The organism is Chloroflexota bacterium (assembly GCA_026708035.1).
Taxonomy (GTDB): domain Bacteria; phylum Chloroflexota; class UBA11872; order UBA11872; family UBA11872; genus JAJECS01.
The window spans coordinates 19226-36439 of the sequence record JAPOVQ010000010.1 but is presented as its reverse complement, the minus strand read 5'-3'; the positions used below and the strand labels follow the sequence as shown (position 1 = coordinate 36439).

Annotated in this window: 12 protein-coding genes; 3 read left to right on the top strand and 9 right to left on the bottom strand. The window is 63.3% G+C overall.

What is annotated here, in order from left to right; all coding sequences use genetic code 11:
- Positions 1–14: 14 nt before the first annotated feature.
- From OXG33_04000 to OXG33_03980, 5 genes are all read right to left on the bottom strand, one after another.
- Entirely contained in the window at positions 15–1049 is a 1035-nt protein-coding gene (locus tag OXG33_04000) for an amidohydrolase family protein (protein ID MCY4113091.1), read from the bottom strand.
- On the bottom strand, positions 1046–2341 hold the full coding sequence (locus OXG33_03995; GenBank protein ID MCY4113090.1) for an ArgE/DapE family deacylase: 1296 nt from the start codon (positions 2339–2341) through the stop codon (positions 1046–1048). The genes OXG33_04000 and OXG33_03995 overlap by 4 nt, the downstream gene beginning before the upstream one ends.
- A 78-nt stretch (positions 2342–2419) precedes the next feature.
- A complete protein-coding gene (locus tag OXG33_03990) occupies positions 2420–3325 on the bottom strand; it encodes an ABC transporter permease (protein MCY4113089.1) in 906 nt (301 codons plus the stop codon).
- Positions 3312–4280: an ABC transporter permease gene (locus OXG33_03985; GenBank protein ID MCY4113088.1), complete on the bottom strand. Its 969-nt coding sequence runs from the start codon at positions 4278–4280 to the stop codon at positions 3312–3314. The genes OXG33_03990 and OXG33_03985 overlap by 14 nt, the downstream gene beginning before the upstream one ends.
- Before the next feature lie 180 nt (positions 4281–4460).
- Positions 4461–6362 (bottom strand): ABC transporter substrate-binding protein, encoded by a 1902-nt coding sequence (locus tag OXG33_03980; protein MCY4113087.1) that lies wholly within the window; start codon positions 6360–6362, stop codon positions 4461–4463.
- 1541 nt (positions 6363–7903) lie between these two features.
- On the opposite strand from OXG33_03980, the gene OXG33_03975 reads away from it, so the two are divergent.
- From OXG33_03975 to OXG33_03965, 3 genes are all read left to right on the top strand, one after another.
- Complete coding sequence (locus tag OXG33_03975) at positions 7904–9130, top strand: histidine kinase (protein ID MCY4113086.1); 1227 nt, start codon at positions 7904–7906, stop codon at positions 9128–9130.
- A 4-nt stretch (positions 9131–9134) separates the two neighbouring features.
- The gene (locus OXG33_03970; GenBank protein MCY4113085.1) at positions 9135–9827 is read left to right on the top strand and encodes a response regulator transcription factor; all 693 of its coding nucleotides are present in this window, start codon (positions 9135–9137) and stop codon (positions 9825–9827) included.
- A gap of 314 nt (positions 9828–10141) precedes the next feature.
- Complete coding sequence (locus tag OXG33_03965) at positions 10142–10543, top strand: hypothetical protein (protein ID MCY4113084.1); 402 nt, start codon at positions 10142–10144, stop codon at positions 10541–10543.
- Between the two features lie 270 nt (positions 10544–10813).
- Here the strand turns inward: OXG33_03965 and OXG33_03960 are convergent, their stop codons facing one another.
- The 4 genes from OXG33_03960 to OXG33_03945 form a co-directional block, all read right to left on the bottom strand.
- On the bottom strand, positions 10814–13234 hold the full coding sequence (locus OXG33_03960) for a response regulator (GenBank protein MCY4113083.1): 2421 nt from the start codon (positions 13232–13234) through the stop codon (positions 10814–10816).
- A 195-nt stretch (positions 13235–13429) separates the two neighbouring features.
- Complete coding sequence (locus tag OXG33_03955; GenBank protein MCY4113082.1) at positions 13430–14836, bottom strand: HAMP domain-containing sensor histidine kinase; 1407 nt, start codon at positions 14834–14836, stop codon at positions 13430–13432.
- On the bottom strand, positions 14836–15513 hold the full coding sequence (locus OXG33_03950; protein MCY4113081.1) for a response regulator transcription factor: 678 nt from the start codon (positions 15511–15513) through the stop codon (positions 14836–14838). The genes OXG33_03955 and OXG33_03950 overlap by 1 nt, the downstream gene beginning before the upstream one ends.
- A gap of 140 nt (positions 15514–15653) precedes the next feature.
- The gene (locus tag OXG33_03945; GenBank protein ID MCY4113080.1) at positions 15654–17153 is read right to left on the bottom strand and encodes a hypothetical protein; all 1500 of its coding nucleotides are present in this window, start codon (positions 17151–17153) and stop codon (positions 15654–15656) included.
- Positions 17154–17214: the final 61 nt, after the last annotated feature.

Here is a 17214-nt window from a genome sequence, read left to right as displayed (position 1 = left end):
CCGCGCCTATCGCCTCATCGTCCCGCCGGGTATGCATCCGAGTCATCTCCCCACAGGAACCGGCACGCGGTCCCACCCAGGATCATGGCCGACTCCTCGGGGCTGAGAAACGGCGCCTCGCGAATGGACCTGATGAGCTCCGGGTATCCCACATGCCCCAAATACGGCCAATCGGTGCCAAAGATGATCCGGTCGGCGCCGAGTCCTTGCGTCAAGACTTCAACGATCCGCAGCGCGCTGCGATAGGGATACTCCTCGCTTGCCGGGATGACGTGTTGATAGGCCGACAGTCCGCAGAACAGGTTGGGGTGCGGCGCGATCATGTCGATCGGCCCTTGCAACAGCTCGTAGTCGATTCCGGCTTCGGCGAGTGATTTGGGCTCGGCCTCGCCATATTGAATGCTCTTGAGCTCGTTCGGTCTGAGAATTGGAGTCCCGTAGTGCGTGATTTCCATGCGCACGTCGGGATATGCCTCCGCCACCGTATGGACGGTTTCGGCGAATTCCGCGAATGAGCGGTACTTTCCGACAAGCCGCGGCGCAAACCACGGGAAGTGCAGATACCAATAGGAAAGATCGATGATGCACGGCACCTTCCGGTCCGACATCAGCTCGAAGATCGGCCGCCACCCCGGCTCGTCGATGGTCGAGTTGGTGAAGGCGGGCAGTATTTTGAGTCCCGTCGCGCCGTTGTCGAGATCGCGCGCCGCCCGTTCCACGTAGCCCGGCACGCGCGGATCGATGGAGTCGGCAAATAGGAAGAATCGATCTTTGTGCGCTGCCCAGTCGCGCCAGTAGCAGGCCTTGTTGATGAAGGGATCGAAGCTGATCAGGATGTCGTCACGGACGTCAGGGTGAAAGTGCTCCATCACGTCGATGATCGTGGACGTGAGCAGGCAGGCGTAGTCGATGCCGGCCTGGTCCATCTGCGCGATCAGGTCGTCAACGCCCCCGCCCCAGCGGGCGCCGCCCCATTTATGCGCCACCCCTTCGTAGCCGGGTTCCTGCCGGTCGATGAGATGGGCGTGGGTGTCGATGACTGGAGTCATGCTTGCAACTCGCTTCCGCACCATTCGATGGCCATGGCCGCCACGAACTGGATCACGGGCACCATGCTCGGCAGCTCGATGTATTCGTCCGGAGCATGGGCCCCGCCGCCGCTGCCGGGGCCGAGAATCAGCGCCGGCGTGTACTTGTCGAAGCTGAAATGCCGGATGTCGCACCAGGCATTGACCGTGATCCAGCGCACGGGGATTCCGGCGACCTCCTCATGGACGCGGGCGAAGGTCTGGTAGAAGGGGTCGTCCTCGCGCAGCAGCCAGACCGGTTCGGTCGCCAGCCCCTCGAACTCGATCTCGGGCGGGTGGTCGCGCAGCCACGGATCTTGCTGAGCGAACTCGTCGATTGTTTGCCGAATCTCCTGCCGAGTCGACGCGAGCGAGTCCGGGGGGTTGAATGCCATGCAGCACTCAATCTCGCATTTGGCCGGGATGTTGGAGTACCACTCCCCGCCGCGGATGCGACCGACGGAGAAGTGAAGCTCGTTCTCGATCGCGTTCCAGCCGCCAGGAAGCGGCGCGGCGCGTTTCCGATCCCGCAGTCCGCGAAGCGATTCGGCAACCTGCATGGCCAGGTGGATGGCGTCGGTCTCACGATCCCACCGCACTGGCGACCCGCCGCTGCCATAGACGCGAATGACGAATTGCACCTGCCCCGAATGGTTGGTGTAAGCCCGGCCCAGCGGGGAACCGTCGACCATCCAGGCCGCGTCCGCCGTGTATCCGCGCGCCATGCAAGCCAACGTGCCATTGGCGGCCGCCTCTTCGTCGATGGCGCTCTGCAGAATGATGTCGCCGGCCGGCTCGAATCCCGCCTCCTGCAACGCGCGCACGGCGGCCAGGATGTCAACGATCCCGCCCTTGTCGTCGATGGCGCCGCGCGCATACATGCGGTCGCCCACGACCGTCGCCCCCCACGGATCGTGGGTCCAAAGCTCGACGGGTTCGACCGGGACGGTGTCGATGTGCGCATTGAGGATCAGCGAGCGGCCGCCCCCGGCGCCCTTCCACACCCCCACCACGTTGGGACGGTTCTCGTAGGACCACTTGGAGGGCGTCCAGCCCGGCAGCGACGCTAGAGCCTCCGGGTCGCAGTCGAACACGTCGACGTCGAGGCCGAGCTCCGCAAACTGCTCGGCCACCCAGGCTTGCGCGGCCGCCTCCGAGCCCGTCGGGCTTGGGATGGAAAGCAACTCGCCGAGCAGGCCGATAGTTTCGGGATGCAGGGCCTCAACGCGCTCGAGAGCCGCCTGACGCACCGCCGCGCGCGATCGGTCTCTCATTTCCCGACGCCTCCTCCCACCAACCGGTTCATCTTCGCCGGCATCCTCCCCGCGCGCTCGCAATCGCCCATTCGAGGCCTACCGAACTCGTTCCTCGCCCAGCGTCCGTTGCAGGGCGTCCCCCAGCACGAAGAACACAAACGAAACCAACGCCACCAAGACACTCGGAATCAATGCGAGGAAGGGGGCCCGAAAAATGTGGCCGCGCGCTTCGGCGATGAGCGTGCCCCAGTCCGCATCCGGCGGTCTGACGCCCAGACCGAGAAAGCTGAGCCCGGCGATTGCCACAATCATCCAGCTCATCTGGATGGTCATGAGCGCTACTGCCAGCGGCAGCACGTTTGGAAATATCTCGTACCGGATGATCCGCCAGCCGCCGAGCCCGGAAACCTCTGCCGCCTCGACAAAGGGGCGCTGCTTGATCGAGAGCACCAGGCTGCGCAGGGTCCGGGCCGTCCCCGGAGTGCCGCCGATCATCAGGGCGATCATGGCATTCCGAATATCCGTTCCCAGCACGGCGACCATGAGGATTACCAGCAAAAGGAACGGGAACGCGAGCAGCACGTCGATGATCCGCATGAGCACCGAATCCACCCAGCCCCCGAAGTAGCCACTCGTCATGCCGATGACAAGGCCGGCGACCATCGCTCCGAAGGCCGGGATGAGCCCCGCCATGATCGAGAGCCGGCCGCCGACGATCAGCCGGCTGAGGTAGTCGCGGCCCAGATGATCGGTTCCCAGCGCATGCCCATTCGACCATAGCGGCAGGTATCGCTGCGACAGCACGACCTCCGTTGGATCGCCCGGCGCGATCCACGGAGCAATGATGGCGAACACCATCATCGCCGCGGCAACGGCCAACAGGACCGAGATCCATCGATTCGCACCGACCCACGCGGCAAGGGCGGCGGTGTGACCGGCTCCGGGCAACCTGACGCGGTTGCCGCCGTGCACCGCCGAATCCACCGGATCAGGCCCGCGCATAGCGAATCCTCGGATCGATGAGGCCGTAGGAAAGATCGACGAGGAGATTGACGACGGTAAAGATCACGAGGATGAGCAGCGTGATGCCCTGCACGATTGGGAAGTCCCTCGCGAGGATGGCGTTTACCAGCCCGCGCCCGAGACCCGGCCAAGCGAACATGAACTCCACCAGCACCGATCCGGAGAGGAACCCGCCAAACATCAGTCCGGTGTTGGTGACGATTGGAACCATCGCGTTGCGCAGCACGTGGACCAGAAACACGCGGCGCTCGGACAGCCCCTTGGCATAGGCGGTGCGCGCATAGTCGCCGAGGAGGGCGTCGGTGATCGCCGCTTTGACGATGCGCCCGAGCACGAAGCCGGGCACTGTGGCCAGCGTCACCGCCGGCAGCACCAGGTGGCGCAGCCGGTCGAGTAGGCCGGAATCCTCAACCGATTGCATACCCAAGACGGGCAGCCAACCGAGATTGACCCCGAAGATGATCATCAAGATCAGCGCGAGCGAGAACGAGGGGATGCTGATCATGACCACCGAGAAGCCGGACAGCGCATAGTCAGCCACCCACATGCGGCGATGCACGAGCAGGGCGGCGACGATGCCGATCCCAGTTCCGGCCAGGACGGCGATGATCCAGGCCGTTGCGCCCAGGACCGCTGTATTGATCGCCCGCATCCGCATGAATTCACCGACGGATTGCGGTTGGACGATTGAGTCTCCCAGGTCGCCGCGGATCAACTGCCCGACCCAGTACAGATACTGAACGGGCGCCGGCAAATCGAGGCCGAATCGCTCGGTATACCTGGCAACCAACTCGGGATTGGTCACGCCCTGAGTCCCCAGCATTAACTGGATGGGATCTCCGGGAATCGCTCGCAGGGCGCCGAAGACCAGGATGCTTCCGCCGACAATCACCAGCAGCGAGGCTCCGAGGCGTCGCAGGAGAAAACCGGTCATCGACCGTCAGCGTCCCGCCCGCCGCACGGCGATGGGCGCATGGGTCCCGGATGTCGCGAGCGAACCATATCCCACCCTAGACGAGTCCCAGCGGTGCGTCCTCGCACCCTCCGGGGACCCTCGAAGGGCCCTGGGAGGGTCGCGTAGGGAGATGGACCTCCCCAACGAAGACGGGGATGCCTACCGATCGAGCCAGACGCGCTCGAGCTCGTTGACCCGATAGGGTCGGTAGAAGAGACCGTGGACATCGGACTTGATCAGCACCGGGAATCGGCTTAGCACGCCCCATTGCATGATCGCTCCCTCGGCAATGATCTGCTGTACCTCCCGGTAGGCGGCGGCGCGGGTCTCTGGGTTCATGTCCTTGCGAGCTTGCGTCAAGAGTTCGTCCACCCGCGCGTCGCAGAACTGCGCGAAGTTCCAGCCTGCGCCCGCTTTTTCGGCCGGCGGGCGTTCCTCGCACAGGTAGGTCGGGTCAAGCAGGAAGCTCGGGTCCGGCAGCGCCGTATTCCAGCCCAGCGGATAGAGTTCGAGCTTGTCGGGGTTGCGAATGCCTTCCACGTCGTCGAACACCACCGACGGGTCCATGATCCAGAATTCCGTCTCGATCCCGATGTCCTTCAGGTTCTGCTGCATGAAGAGGCGGTTGTCGTCCACCGGAGTGCCGGCCGCCAGCCAGGCGGCAATGGTGAAGCTGGCGCGCTTGCCGTCGCTCTCGCGCACGCGTACGCCATCGGGGCCCAGCTTCCAGCCAAGGTCCTCCAGGATCTGCCGGGACTTCTCCGGGTCGTACTCGTAGGTCGGCACGTCCCCGTTATAGGCAAACCCGTGCGGGTACCAGGGAGTGGGCAGGTAGTCGTTGAATGGCTCCAGCTCCTTGATCCGGGTCTTCCAGTCGTACGCATGGGCCAGCGCCTTGCGAAATTCAGGGTTGTCGAACGGATCGATGGCGTTGTTGGCCGACAGGTAGAAGTAGGTGTTCGTGGCGAACAGCTGCAGCCGGAACTTGGCGTCGTCCCTGAGTTCCAGGATGTCCGGCGTCAACGCAAACGGGAACACATCGAGATTTCCGGCCCGGAACTCGGCGGCCGCCGCCTGGGCGTCCGGAATGATGCGGTAGATGACCTTGTCGAGAAACGGGGCGTTGTCAGGGTTCCAGTAGTCCTCGTTGCGGACCAGGCTGAGTTGAACGCCCGGCTCAAAGGCGTCGAACTTGAACGGCCCGGTACCCACGGGGTTGAGATCGATGTCTTCCCCAAACTGCTCGATGGCGGCCGGGCTCGTCATGTAGGTGGCCTCGGTCGTCAGCCGCCAGTGGAGAATCGGGTCGGCGTCGAGGCCGGAGAACACCCGCACGACATCGCTGCTCACCTTCTCGGCGTGGCTGAGCAAAGCCCAGTTGGTGTAGGGATACACGCCCGTCGCGTGAAATGGATGTTCGGCGTCGAAGACGCGGTTCAAGTTGAAGACCGCGGCATCCGCGTCGAAGTCGGTGCCGTCTTGAAACTTGATGCCGCTGCGGATCGTCAGGTCGATGAACGTGCCGTCGGGCGAGATCTCGAAGGCCTCGGCCAGCCAGGGGACTGGCTCGACCTTCTCGAAGTCGAATTTGAGCATCGTCTCGGAAATCATGAAGGCGATGCTCTTGTCGACTTCGGCGAGCGCCTGCGGCCCCTCAATTCCGCCTACCTGCGGGTCTCGCGTATGGCGCAATATCAGGGTGCCGCCGCGACGTACGTCAACGGGCCGCTCGACCTCGCGAGTGACGACCTTCTGGACTTCGACCTCGCGGATGACTTCCTTCTCGACGACTTTCTCGACCTCGACCTCTTTGATGGTCTCGACCGGGACTTCCTTGATCACCTCCCTGGTGACGACCGTCTCGACCGGGACTTCCTTGATCACCTCTTTGGTGACGACTGTTTCGACCGGGACTTCCTTCACCACCTCTTTGACTTCGGTGACCGTCACCGTCACGGTCTTCTCAACGACCTCGGCCTCGCCGCACGCCGCAAGAATGGCGGCCAACGTGGCGGATCCGCCGCCCAGCATGGCTGCGCGAAGCAGTTGCCGACGCGTCATCCCAGATTCAACTGCACGTCCCATTCGAATCCCCCCTATGCACCCATTTGCGGATTGGGCCCCTGCCCCAGCAGGCGCCCGCGGCACGCGGCATTTCACCGCCAAATGAACAATTCCACGTCGATTTACCACAGGCCGAATAAGTATCAGGCCAAACGTTCTGACCCGTCAACGGAGGGCGGGCTGGCGGAGCATGCCGACGCGGGGGTGGCGTGAGGCGCATAGACCGCCGGTGTTTTCATTCCTCGGTTCCGCGCGACACGTCCAATCGTGACTGCTGCGCAGAGGTCCGGCCGACCCTCTTGGCCTCGATCCCAAGCGGACCGCTACCCGCCTGCCATCCAGGCTGGGGCGCACGTGGCTGCGCTGCGGACGCGGTGCCAGGCGTCGGGTGCCGGACCGCAATCAGGGCCGGTGCTGGCGCCATTGCACACCGGATGGCGCGCCCCATGGAGTTGGAATATCCGGTTGCGGCGAGATTCCGATCACGCGGAAATCACTGCGCGCGACATCCGGCCTCCGGGAGTCCGCTGCACGTCAATCCGGGCTAACCGGGCGCCAGAAGAGTGACTGTCCGAACCGCTCCACACCACTATTTGACGCGTTTCGCTCGGGGGCCACAGGTCCTTTCCACAGCGCTGGGAGCGAAATCCTTGGTAACGACGAGGTCCCCGGTTCAATTCCGGGTGCGGGCTCCAGAATTCGAAGCGAAGGGGCCGGGCGACGTTGCAGCGGCCGAAGATCAGCGGTGGCGGCGCGACGGTCGCGGGTCGTCGCCGTGCGTCCACGATCAGGATGTCTGGATCAACCGTGTCGACGGACTCTTCAGCATCCTGGGTTGGCCGACACTGTATTGCCCGCAGCCAGCGCTACGCTGCAGACTCGGCATCCAACACGCACCCCGGCGCATCGACACGGCCCGGTCGGACCGCAGACCACCCGCCCGAATTCAGGCGGCTCCGTTCGCTTTGTGAACTAGAAGTGGTCGCGTCTGGCGTTGACTGCGCGTGCCGTGCAGGAGCGCTTGCAGCGACCGCCTAGTCCCGATTGCCCCGGCCTCGCGTCCTTCACCTGCTCGGTATCGATTGCTACTGTTGCGCTTCGGGTAACTGACGAGAACGTTGAGTTTACTACTGAAGATTTGCCAACGGTGGCCGAGTCTCAAATTGGAAAGATAGCTGCAATTCGGAGTTCGAATCTGGTCCTGGACAATCGATGCGTCGCGATTCTCGTACTCCATTGCCATGGTCGTTGAAGTCTATGCAGAGTGCATCGTGCTCAACCGGCGGTTGCGGCTTCTTGCCTTAGCTGCAGGGTCTTTGGGTACCTTTTTCGATAGGTATGTTCAGACCTTTTCTCATATAGACGAGCGCAGTAGAATAGGACTGTCTAGTCTGGCCGGGGGAATCGTACCGCGCCGCAAGTTAGGTCTGGGCACGTTGCCTTGTCCGCGAGTTGGATTTGTGGCGTGAGTCGAACGTCTACTTTATCAGTGACTCGCGAAGCACCGGTCAAAACCGCGAATAATACCGAGCGCAGCGGTGGTTAAGCTGAAGGAATATCCTGTCCATATTCGATCGTGGCTTGAAGGCAATGCGCGAACTCACCCAGATGAAATCAGGCATGCCGCAACAATAGCGGTTTGGGCGAGGTGGACGTTCGCGCTTGGTTGCGTTGTGCTGCTTGCATATCGGCCTTCTCACGAGACCTATCCGTACGCGCTTCTTGCAGGACTTCTGACCGTGTTTGTGGGGTTCAATGCCGGGTTGCACGGTGGGATCCTCTTGCGAAGGACAATTACGTGGCGCTGGATGTTTGCGGCAAGCGCGATTGACGCGATCTTGATCTCGAGTGTAATTTTCGTGGGAGGAGGATTCCAGCACTTCTTCTTTGTAGCTTACTATCCGGCTCTGGCGCTCATTGCGGTGGCGTCGACATCGATTGTGGTATGGGTCATTTGGACGACCCTCGTGGCGATATTGTATTCAGTGATCAGTGTTTATGCAGGAGATGGTCTCAATCTAAACTTGGGTGATGAGAAGGTGCTATTCGCTCGGATATTGGCAATGTATATCGTAGTGATCACAGTGAATCTGATCAGCCGGATCGAACGAATGCGCAGGCGCGCGGCAGTGAGGAGCGAACGTATTCTCTTTGAAGAGCGTATGGACGTCTCACGAACGATCCACGATACGACAGCGCAGTCGGCGTATATGGTGAGCCTGGGGATCGAGACGGCTCTTGATCTCGCTGATAAATCAAACGAGAGGTTGATGTCTACGCTGGAGGCGACGTTGGCTCTCGCCAAATCTGCCATGTGGGAGTTGCGGCGGCCACTAAACATGGGAGGAATATTCGAGGGCAAGATGATCAGTGATGTGTTGGCTACGCATATTCGCACGTTCACAGCCATCACGTCTGTACCTGCCAAGCTTGAACAGGATGGGGAAGAACCGTCGTTGGATGTTGAGACTCGCTCCGTTCTATTTCTGATTGCGCACAATGCGTTGACGAATGCATTTCGTCATGCCGAAGCATCGAATGTGACGGTCGATCTGGAGTTTTCGCGCGGGCGAGTTCAGCTGATGGTGGTCGATGATGGCAAGGGGCTTCCGGACGACTTTGAGGAGCGTGGGCATGGAATCTCGAATATGCGCCTGGATGCTGAACGCATTGGCGGGGCGCTTTCAGTGAAATCTGGTGAAGCTGGTGGCGGTACGTCCGTCATCTGTCGCGTTCCGAGAGAGCGTGCTATGGAGGGGGATTGACAAGTTGCAAGCGAAAGAGATCACGGTGCTGCTTGTTGACGATCATCCGATCGTCCGACAGGGACTGCGCGAAATCCTGGAGCACTCATCCGGTTTCAGGGTCGTTGGAGAAGTCGGGGACGGTTCGGAGTCGGTGAAAGCGGCGGTCGAGCTGGTTCCCGATGTCGTCATCATGGACGTGCTCATGCCGAACATGGATGGCGCCGAAGCATGTCGGGAGATCATGAGCGCTCTACCCGATACTCGTGTACTGATCCTGACGGCTTCGACGGAGGAGGAGGCGGTGATCAACGCTGTTGCCGCCGGTGCTACCGGATATCTACAGAAGTTCACGGGGAAGGAAGACTTCCTGTCCGCCGTTCGCGAAGTTGCTGAAGGCGGCTCGCGGTTGCCGATCGAAATCGTTCGCCGGGTATTTGCCGATCTGCGCAGTCCGTCGCCACCGGCCAGCCCGGTGCAATCGCAGGAGCTCACGGCGCGCGAGCGTGAAATACTCACCATGTTCGCGCACGGCAAGGCGTATGCCGAGATTGCCAAGGCTCGAGGCAATAGTCCGCTGACCATCAGGAACGCCATGTATCGGATACAGGAGAAGCTGGGCTATAGCTCGAAACAGGAGATCGTCGTCTGGGCTGTGCGGAACGGATTGCTCGATGAACCGGATACGAGTCGTGCGGACGTTCCCCATAGGAACTGACGAGGAAGACCCGGCGGTTCGAATTGGGCGTCGTGATCGTCTGATTCTGCCGCTGGCTAGGTGGGGGTTGAAAGGCTTCGAGTGAGCGCGACCGAGAGGGCGTTTGGTCCCAGGTGGGTACCTGGCACTGGTCCCAAGCGGGAATCAATGATCTGGTACCGAGGGACGAGGCGGCTCAGTTCGTTGCGGATGGGCGTTGCTCCGTCTCGACCCGTTGTGTAGCCGAGATGGAGCATTCGAATTGGAGCCAATTCACGAACTATTGACGTGAGCCGTGCGACCGCGCGCTTGCGCGTGCGGGGACGATCAACGGGGTGAACCTCCCCATCGCGAACGCACACGGTGGGTGTGAAATTCAGCACCGCGCCGACCGCGATCCCTGGCCCCCGGCCCTTGATGGACTTGATGTCAAGCCAATAGCCGGCAAAGCCGGCGACCTGAAGGTCTGGGACCGCCTGCTGGCGCACGGAAACGGCCACAACACGTCGGACAAGCCACGCCTGGCTCGATACATCATCCCGCGGCGGGCGGAAGAAGACGATGAGGAGCTGCGGCGATTGCGCATCGAGTCGTGGCGGGAGCGCAGGCCAGCAGAATCGTCAGGCGGTGGGCCCGGTTGGCCCCGCGATCCTTGTGACTGGGAACATCGGACCCAATCGCCTGCCGTTTCGACCGATCTGGGCAGGAAACTGCTCGGCTTGGATGAATGGGAATGACCTTATTGCCGCGGGTCGGAGTGGCCCTACGCTGGGAGTCCTTCAACACGGCTCGCCGGAGGTTCCGCTACTGTCAGGAGTGTAGTCACTACACCTAGGGATCCCGGCGTCGGTGGATCGAGAGGCCGGGTGTCCCGGGGGAACTGGATTTGGCGGTGGTGAGCGTATCGATCATTTCAGACATCCGTCAGGTGCGGGTGAAGGGGAGCACAGTGGTGGGACGCGAGCGCGCGGCCGGTGCCGCGTGGTCAGGCGATGCGCCGCCGGCCGCTACGGCTTTGCCAGGCGGTAGCCGACTCCCGACTCGGTGAAGATGTAGACGGGGTCTCTCGCGTTGTCCCCGAGCTTGCTGCGCAGGCTCTTGACGAACGACCGCAGCAGCGGCTGATCGGCCGAATGGCCCGGCCCCCAGACACTTCGGAGCAACTCGTCGTGCGAGAGGACCCGTCCGGCATTGTTGGAAAGCTCCGCCAGCAGCTTGAATTGGGTGGGCGTGAGCGTGATTGGACGGCCCGCCTCTGTGACGGTGCGTTCCAGATAGTTGATGGTGAGGTTGCCAATGCGGAAGGGCTCTACCGCCTGGGCCTGGCGGTAGACGGACCGCTTGTGCAGCGCCGCCCGGATGCGTGCCACGAGCTCGGTTGGCGCAAACGGCTTGACCAGATAGTCGGCGGCGCCCATTTCGAAGGCTTGGGCAAAGTCCTGTTCCCGGCCGCGACCGGACAGGAAGATGACCGGAACTTCGAACACGTTGGGAATGCGCGTGATCAGCTCGAATCCGCTGGTGCCGGGCAGCATCAGGTTCAGCAGGACCAGGTGCGGCTGCTCGGCCTCGATGAGGCGGTCGAATTCATCCGGTTCGCTGGTGACGGTGACCGAGTAGCCGGCTTCCGAGAGAACATTGCGCACGTAGCGCAACACCTGGGGATCGTCGTCGACGGCGAGGACGCGTTCCCACCCGGCGGACGCTCCGGGCGCGGTCGCCGTGGCGGGGCTCGCGGACGGTTCGGCCATCGTGTCGACCGCGGGCAGCGTAAACGTGAAGCGGGTGCCCCGGCCCTCGCCGTCGCTCTCGGCCCAGATGCGCCCGCCGTGCGCCTCCACGATGCCGCGGCAGATCGCCAGGCCGAGGCCGGCCCCCTCGACTTCCGGACCATGCTCGAAGTCGATCCGCGAGAACTTGCTGAACAGGCGGGGGAGTTGCTCGGCTGAGATTCCCCGTCCCTCGTCCGCGACTCTCACGGCCACGTACGGGTCCTGAAGCGAGGCGGTGACGCGTATCGCGGACCACTCGCGCGAGTATTTCGATGCATTGGAGAAGAGGTTGTAGAGGACTTGGCTCGCTCGCTGGCGATCCAGCGGGATCCGGGGGAGGTCCGGTTCGACAGACACTGCGACGCTGTTCCGGTAGCCGCTGCTGAGGAAGGCGTCGCGCGCGCCGTGAATGACGTCGGCGACGTCCGTGGGTTCGGGCGCGACCGACAGGGTGCCGGCTTCGATCCTGGCCAGATCGAGCAGGTTGTTGATGAGGTCCCGCATGTGGTCGGCTTGTTCCTCGATGATGCGAAAGAACTGCCGCGTCTCCGCGGGGTCGAGTGGGACCGAGGCGCTCCGAGCGGTTGCGGCCGATCCCTTGATGGAGGTCAAGGGCGTGCGCAGCTCGTGACTCACCATGCCGAGGAACTCGGCGCGCAGGCGCTCCAGCTCCTCCAGCGGCGTGATGTCCTGAATGGTGGCCACGACCGACACAATCTCCCCGTCCTCCGAATGGATTGGGGTTGCGTTCACGAGCGTCGTCACCGTCTCACCATCCGGGCGGTGGATGACCATCTCTTCGGTGCGCACAGTCTCGCCGCCGAGCGCTCGCTCCACGGGCAGTTCAGCGCGCGGAATCTCTCGCCCGTCCAGGCGTCGAAAGGTGAACAGCGAAAGGGCCTGTTCGAGTGAACGGCCCCGCCCGAGCAAGCCACCGCCGATGCGGCGCGCTTCCTCATTGAACTGCACGATGTCCCGCGTATTGGCGTCGACGACCAGCACCCCTACGGGCGAAGTGTCGACGAGGGCCGCTTGGTCGGCCTTGGCCCGCTGTTCGTCGCCGTAGCGCCGGGCGTTTGTGATGGCGGTCGCCGCCTGGGCGGCGAACACCTCAAGGGTCTCCTCGTCTTCAAGCGTAAAATCCTGGCCACGTTTCTTCTCGCCGATGTAGATGTTGCCGATCTGGTTGCCCCGATCACGGATCTGAGCGCCGAGAAACGTGCCAATCGGCAGCTTGAGGTCGGGAAACCCGGCCAGGCTGATGTGGGCGACGAAATCCCGGGTGCGCAGTGGCTCTTGCAATCCGCTGAGGTAATGAAACAAGGCCGGGCCATTCGGAATCGCCGAGAATTCTTGGATTTCGATTGCGGTCAGACCCGAAAAGACCAAGTCCTGAGCTTCGCCGGCGTCGTCCTGGGTGGTGATCGCGGCGAAGCGCGCGTCGGTAAGCGATCGCGCGCTATCGGCGATCTTCTGCAGCACCGTCTCGAGCTCCAGGTGCTGACTGATCCGGAGAATTGCGTCCGTGAGCCGCGAAATCCGAGATCGTAGGCGCTCGTTTTCGGACCGTAGGTCTTCGCGATCCTGCAAGGTTTTTCCTCCGGACGCTGTCCACTTCGTCAGCGACAGTCTGCCATGTCGCCTGTGGGTGAACACGCCAAATGGTTCTCGCAGCGTGATGGCCCGCACAGTGTTTGCCGTCTCCGCGAGCCGCGTGAAGAGGTCCGCGCGTACCGGTGCAACCCGCCGTCGGTGCGGTGCGATTGAATCCCCGGGCTTCGTCACGGCCTGTCAATCGGACGATGCCGTGTCGTGGGTCAACTATCCACGACTCGCGGTCGAGGCTGCCGCTCACGAGTTCAGAGGTAAGCGAATCGTCGCGGTTGCACCGTGTCCGGGCCCGTCGCTTGCCAGGGCAATTTCGCCTCCATGCGCTTCCACGATGGCTCGGGCGATGGCCAATCCCAAACCCGTGCCACCCGCCCCACGACTTCGAGCCTGATCGGTGCGGAAGAAGCGGTCGAAGACATGGGGCAGGTCCGCCGCCTCGATGCCGATCCCGTCATCGGCGATCGAGATCACCAGCGACTCGTCGCCATCGAGCTCCGCCCCGAGCACGATGCTTCCGCCGGCGTCGGTGGCATGCAGCGCATTGGCCAGGACGTTTCCCAGTGCCTGGCTCATGCGCATTCGATCGAGGTTCAGGTCTGGGAGGCCGCCGGGCATTTGCAGCGAGAGCTTCACCTGCCGAGCCTGCGATTGCGGCTGCCAGCGCTCCACCTCCGCGATGAGCAGCTCGAGAGTCGAACTTTCCTCGAGCAAAAGCCTCAACTCCCCGTAGTCGGTTTCAGCCAGCCAACTCAGGTCGGTGGCCAGTCCGCGCAGCCGGTCGACTTCCTGGATGATCTGGTCGGACGCGCGCTCCGGCGTCTGCAGTCCGTCGCGGAGCCCCTTCGCCTCCAGCTGGATAACGCTCAGCGGCGTGTTCAGCTCATGGGAAACATCGTTGATCAGTCGCCGGCGGAGCTCGCGTTGCGATTCCAGGGCGGCGGCCATCCGATTGAAAGCCGCGCTCATCCGACCCAACTCGTCCGAGGAGGTGACGGGCAGCTGCGCCGTATTCCCATGGGCAATGCCCTGCGTTGCCTCGGTCAACGCCGTCACCGGCGCCGTGACTCGCTTGGACCACCAGGCGGCCAGCAGAATGGCAGCGCCGGCAGTCAGCGTGCCTCCGATGAGAGAGATGGAGAGGAGCGTAGTGAGAAACCCATGTGACTCGGTCGATAAGAACTCGCGATCAACATCCACATTGACGTAGCCGACGATCTCATTTGTCGCTACATCGAATACCGTTTCACGACGTCCGCCCAGGTTTGGGGCGAAGGTTCCAGGCGACAACTCGGCTGAGGTGTCCTTCACCACCCGGCCATCGACGTCGGCGACGACAATTCGAATCCGGTCGTGATCGGAAGGCTCGACGTGCTCCCCTCTGCCCACTCGCGATCGCGCCTGTTGCGTAGTGTCCAGGTAGAGAAACCCGGCCTCGATCAGCGGCCGGTCCACCGTTTCCCAGTCTCCGGCGGCGGTGAATTCCCGGCTCAGATTCTGGGCGAGTTGCCGCGCCTCATCATCGCCAATCTCGTCTACGAAGACTCCCAGTCGAGCCTGTGTTGCGAAATACGCCACGCCAATGTTGGTCAGGATGGCAAGGATGATCACAGCGACCATGGCCCCCATGATTCGCCAACGCAGCGACACTAGTCGTCCTCCACCACGAATCGGTATCCGGCGCCGTAGACGGTCTGAATCGGCTGGGCGCCGTCTCGGCTGATCCTCTGCCGGAGGCGCGAGATCTGGCTATCGATGGCCCGGTTGAATCCCTGAAAACCGTCGTTGAATGCCAAGGCGATCAGCTGATCGCGTGTGAGCACCTGGTTGGGGTGACGCATGAACGTTGCGAGCAGCGCAAACTGCGCCTGGCTCAGCGTCACGGGATGTTCATCGACCGTCACGCTGCGGGTTGACTCGTTCAGGGTGATGTGGCCGCATGTCAGAACTCGCTGCACCCGGCCCTTGGCGCGTCGCAGCACGGCCTCGGCGCGCGCGATGACTTCCTCGGGATCGAAGGGCTTGACAATGTAGTCGTCGGCTCCAGTCTCCAACCCGGCAATTCGGTCGGCAGGGGCTTCTCGTGCCGTCAGCATGATGATGGGCACGTCCGACTCTCGTCGCAGAATGTTGCACAGTTCCACGCCGTCGAGGTGGGGAAGCATGAGATCGAGGATGATCAGCTCCGGAGCCAGATTTCGGGCCAGGTCCAGACCGGCCCGGCCGTCATGCGCCACCTCAGCGGCGAATCCGGCACGCTCGAAATACACCTTGACCCAGCGCGCGATCCTGGCATCGTCTTCGATGATCAAGACTGTGCCGTTCATCACCAATCCTCTGGGGCGCCGTCTTTCCATCGCAGCCTAGATGGAGGCGGTGCCATGCACGGGCACCGCCTCCATTTTGTGGAAGACTCCCTAGGTTCCGCCAGACCTCGGCATCTTCCGTGGGCCGACTCGGATGGACGCTAGCCGCCTCGGCTCCCTTCACCGCCCGAGCCGTGCTCGCCGCCGGACTCTCCGCGGCCACCGTGCTCGCCGCCGCCCTCGCCGCTCGAGCCGCCAGCCTGTTGCACGCCCTCGCTTCCGCTGCCGACCTCGGCGTGCGCGATCCAGCCGGTGAACGATGCCGGCGTTGACGGCAGGTTGACCGTTGCCACCTGGCCTGGCACCAGGTCGATCGGGGTCGTCGGACCCAGCTCGGTGCCGTTGGACAGGTGCACTTCGATCCTCACTCGCGTCAAGACGTTGGTGGTCGTGTTCTCGACCGTGCCCTTGAAGGCGTTGCTTGCCGCGTCGTAGTTGAGGATCAGCCGGGCGCCGCCGCGGATGGCGTCGAAGGTCTGGTCCGGCGTCAGGGTATTGGCCCCGCTGCCTTCTTCGCCACCGCCTTCGCCGCCGGGACCGTGACCCTCGCCGCCGGCGCCTTCACCGCCCTCGCCCCCGGTGTGAGGCACAGGGCCGGCGCCGCCGCAGTCGAACACCTCGAGGTGAACCACGTAGCCGTCGAAGGCGACGCCCGCGAGGCTTGGCTCGCTGGCCACCGAAACGCTGGACGTTGCCTGCTGACCGGGGCTCAGATGCCCGATCACATCAGGACCAAGCTCGCCCACGGTCGTCGTCCCCTGCTTCAGGTGCGGTTCCGACTGCACGTAGCACTGAACCTGCGACAGCGTGTTCTGCACCGTGAACTGGACCGACTGGGTCGCCGGGTCGTAGCGGGCGGAAACCGCCAGCCCGCCAAGAACACCGGTCCACGGCTGGTCGAGCGGCGTGATCGGGCTCGACATCGCGGCTTCCATAGCCGCTTCATTGCCGGCGCCGCCACCCTCGCCGCCGGGACCGTGACCCTCGCCGCCGGCGCCTTCCGCACCGCCTTCACCGGCGCCTTCGCCGCCCGACGGGCCGCCCTCGGCTCCGCTGCCGACCTCGGCGTGCGCCACCCAGCCGGTGAACGATTCCGGCGTCGACGGCAGGTTGACCGTCGCCACCTCGCCCGGCGCCAGGTTGATCGGCGTCGTCGGGCCCAGCTCGGTGCCGCTGGACAGGTGCACTTCGATCCTCACCTGGTCCAGGACGTTGCCGGTCGTGTTCTCGATCGTGCCCTTGAAGGCATTGCTGGCAGCGTCGTAGCTGAGGATCAGCCGAGCGCCGCCGCGGATGGCGTCGAAGGTCTCGTTCGGCGCCAGCGTGTTCGCGCCGCTGCTTTCCTCACCGCCCTCACCGCCGCCCTCGGCGCCACCGCCCCATTCGCCACCGGCGCCATGCTCGCCGGCGGCTTCGCCGCCCGACGGCCCGGCCACTTGACCTGCGGCCACGCTGCCGGTCGCCGGGCCGTTGGCGGCGCCGGCGCCACCACAGCTGATCAGGACCCCTGCGCCGAGCAGGGTGCCCAGGATCGCCCCAGCCGGAACAAACTTCGTCATCAACTCTTTGAAGCGCATCTCCTCGCTCCCTTCGTGAATCATCCTTCACGCTGATGACGATAGGGGCGAAATGTCGCAGGAATATGTCATCGATCGACGTGAC

What these genes read in the sequence shown, in the direction of transcription:
- OXG33_04000 (MCY4113091.1), bottom strand. Translation starts at nt 1,049, where the DNA reads ATGACTCCAGTCATCGACACCCACGCCCATCTCATCGACCGGCAGGAA.
- OXG33_03995 (MCY4113090.1), bottom strand. Translation starts at nt 2,341, where the DNA reads ATGAGAGACCGATCGCGCGCGGCGGTGCGTCAGGCGGCTCTCGAGCGC.
- OXG33_03990 (MCY4113089.1), bottom strand. Translation starts at nt 3,325, where the DNA reads ATGCGCGGGCCTGATCCGGTGGATTCGGCGGTGCACGGCGGCAACCGC.
- OXG33_03985 (MCY4113088.1), bottom strand. Translation starts at nt 4,280, where the DNA reads ATGACCGGTTTTCTCCTGCGACGCCTCGGAGCCTCGCTGCTGGTGATT.
- OXG33_03980 (MCY4113087.1), bottom strand. Translation starts at nt 6,362, where the DNA reads ATGACGCGTCGGCAACTGCTTCGCGCAGCCATGCTGGGCGGCGGATCC.
- OXG33_03950 (MCY4113081.1), bottom strand. Translation starts at nt 15,513, where the DNA reads ATGAACGGCACAGTCTTGATCATCGAAGACGATGCCAGGATCGCGCGC.
- OXG33_03945 (MCY4113080.1), bottom strand. Translation starts at nt 17,153, where the DNA reads ATGATTCACGAAGGGAGCGAGGAGATGCGCTTCAAAGAGTTGATGACG.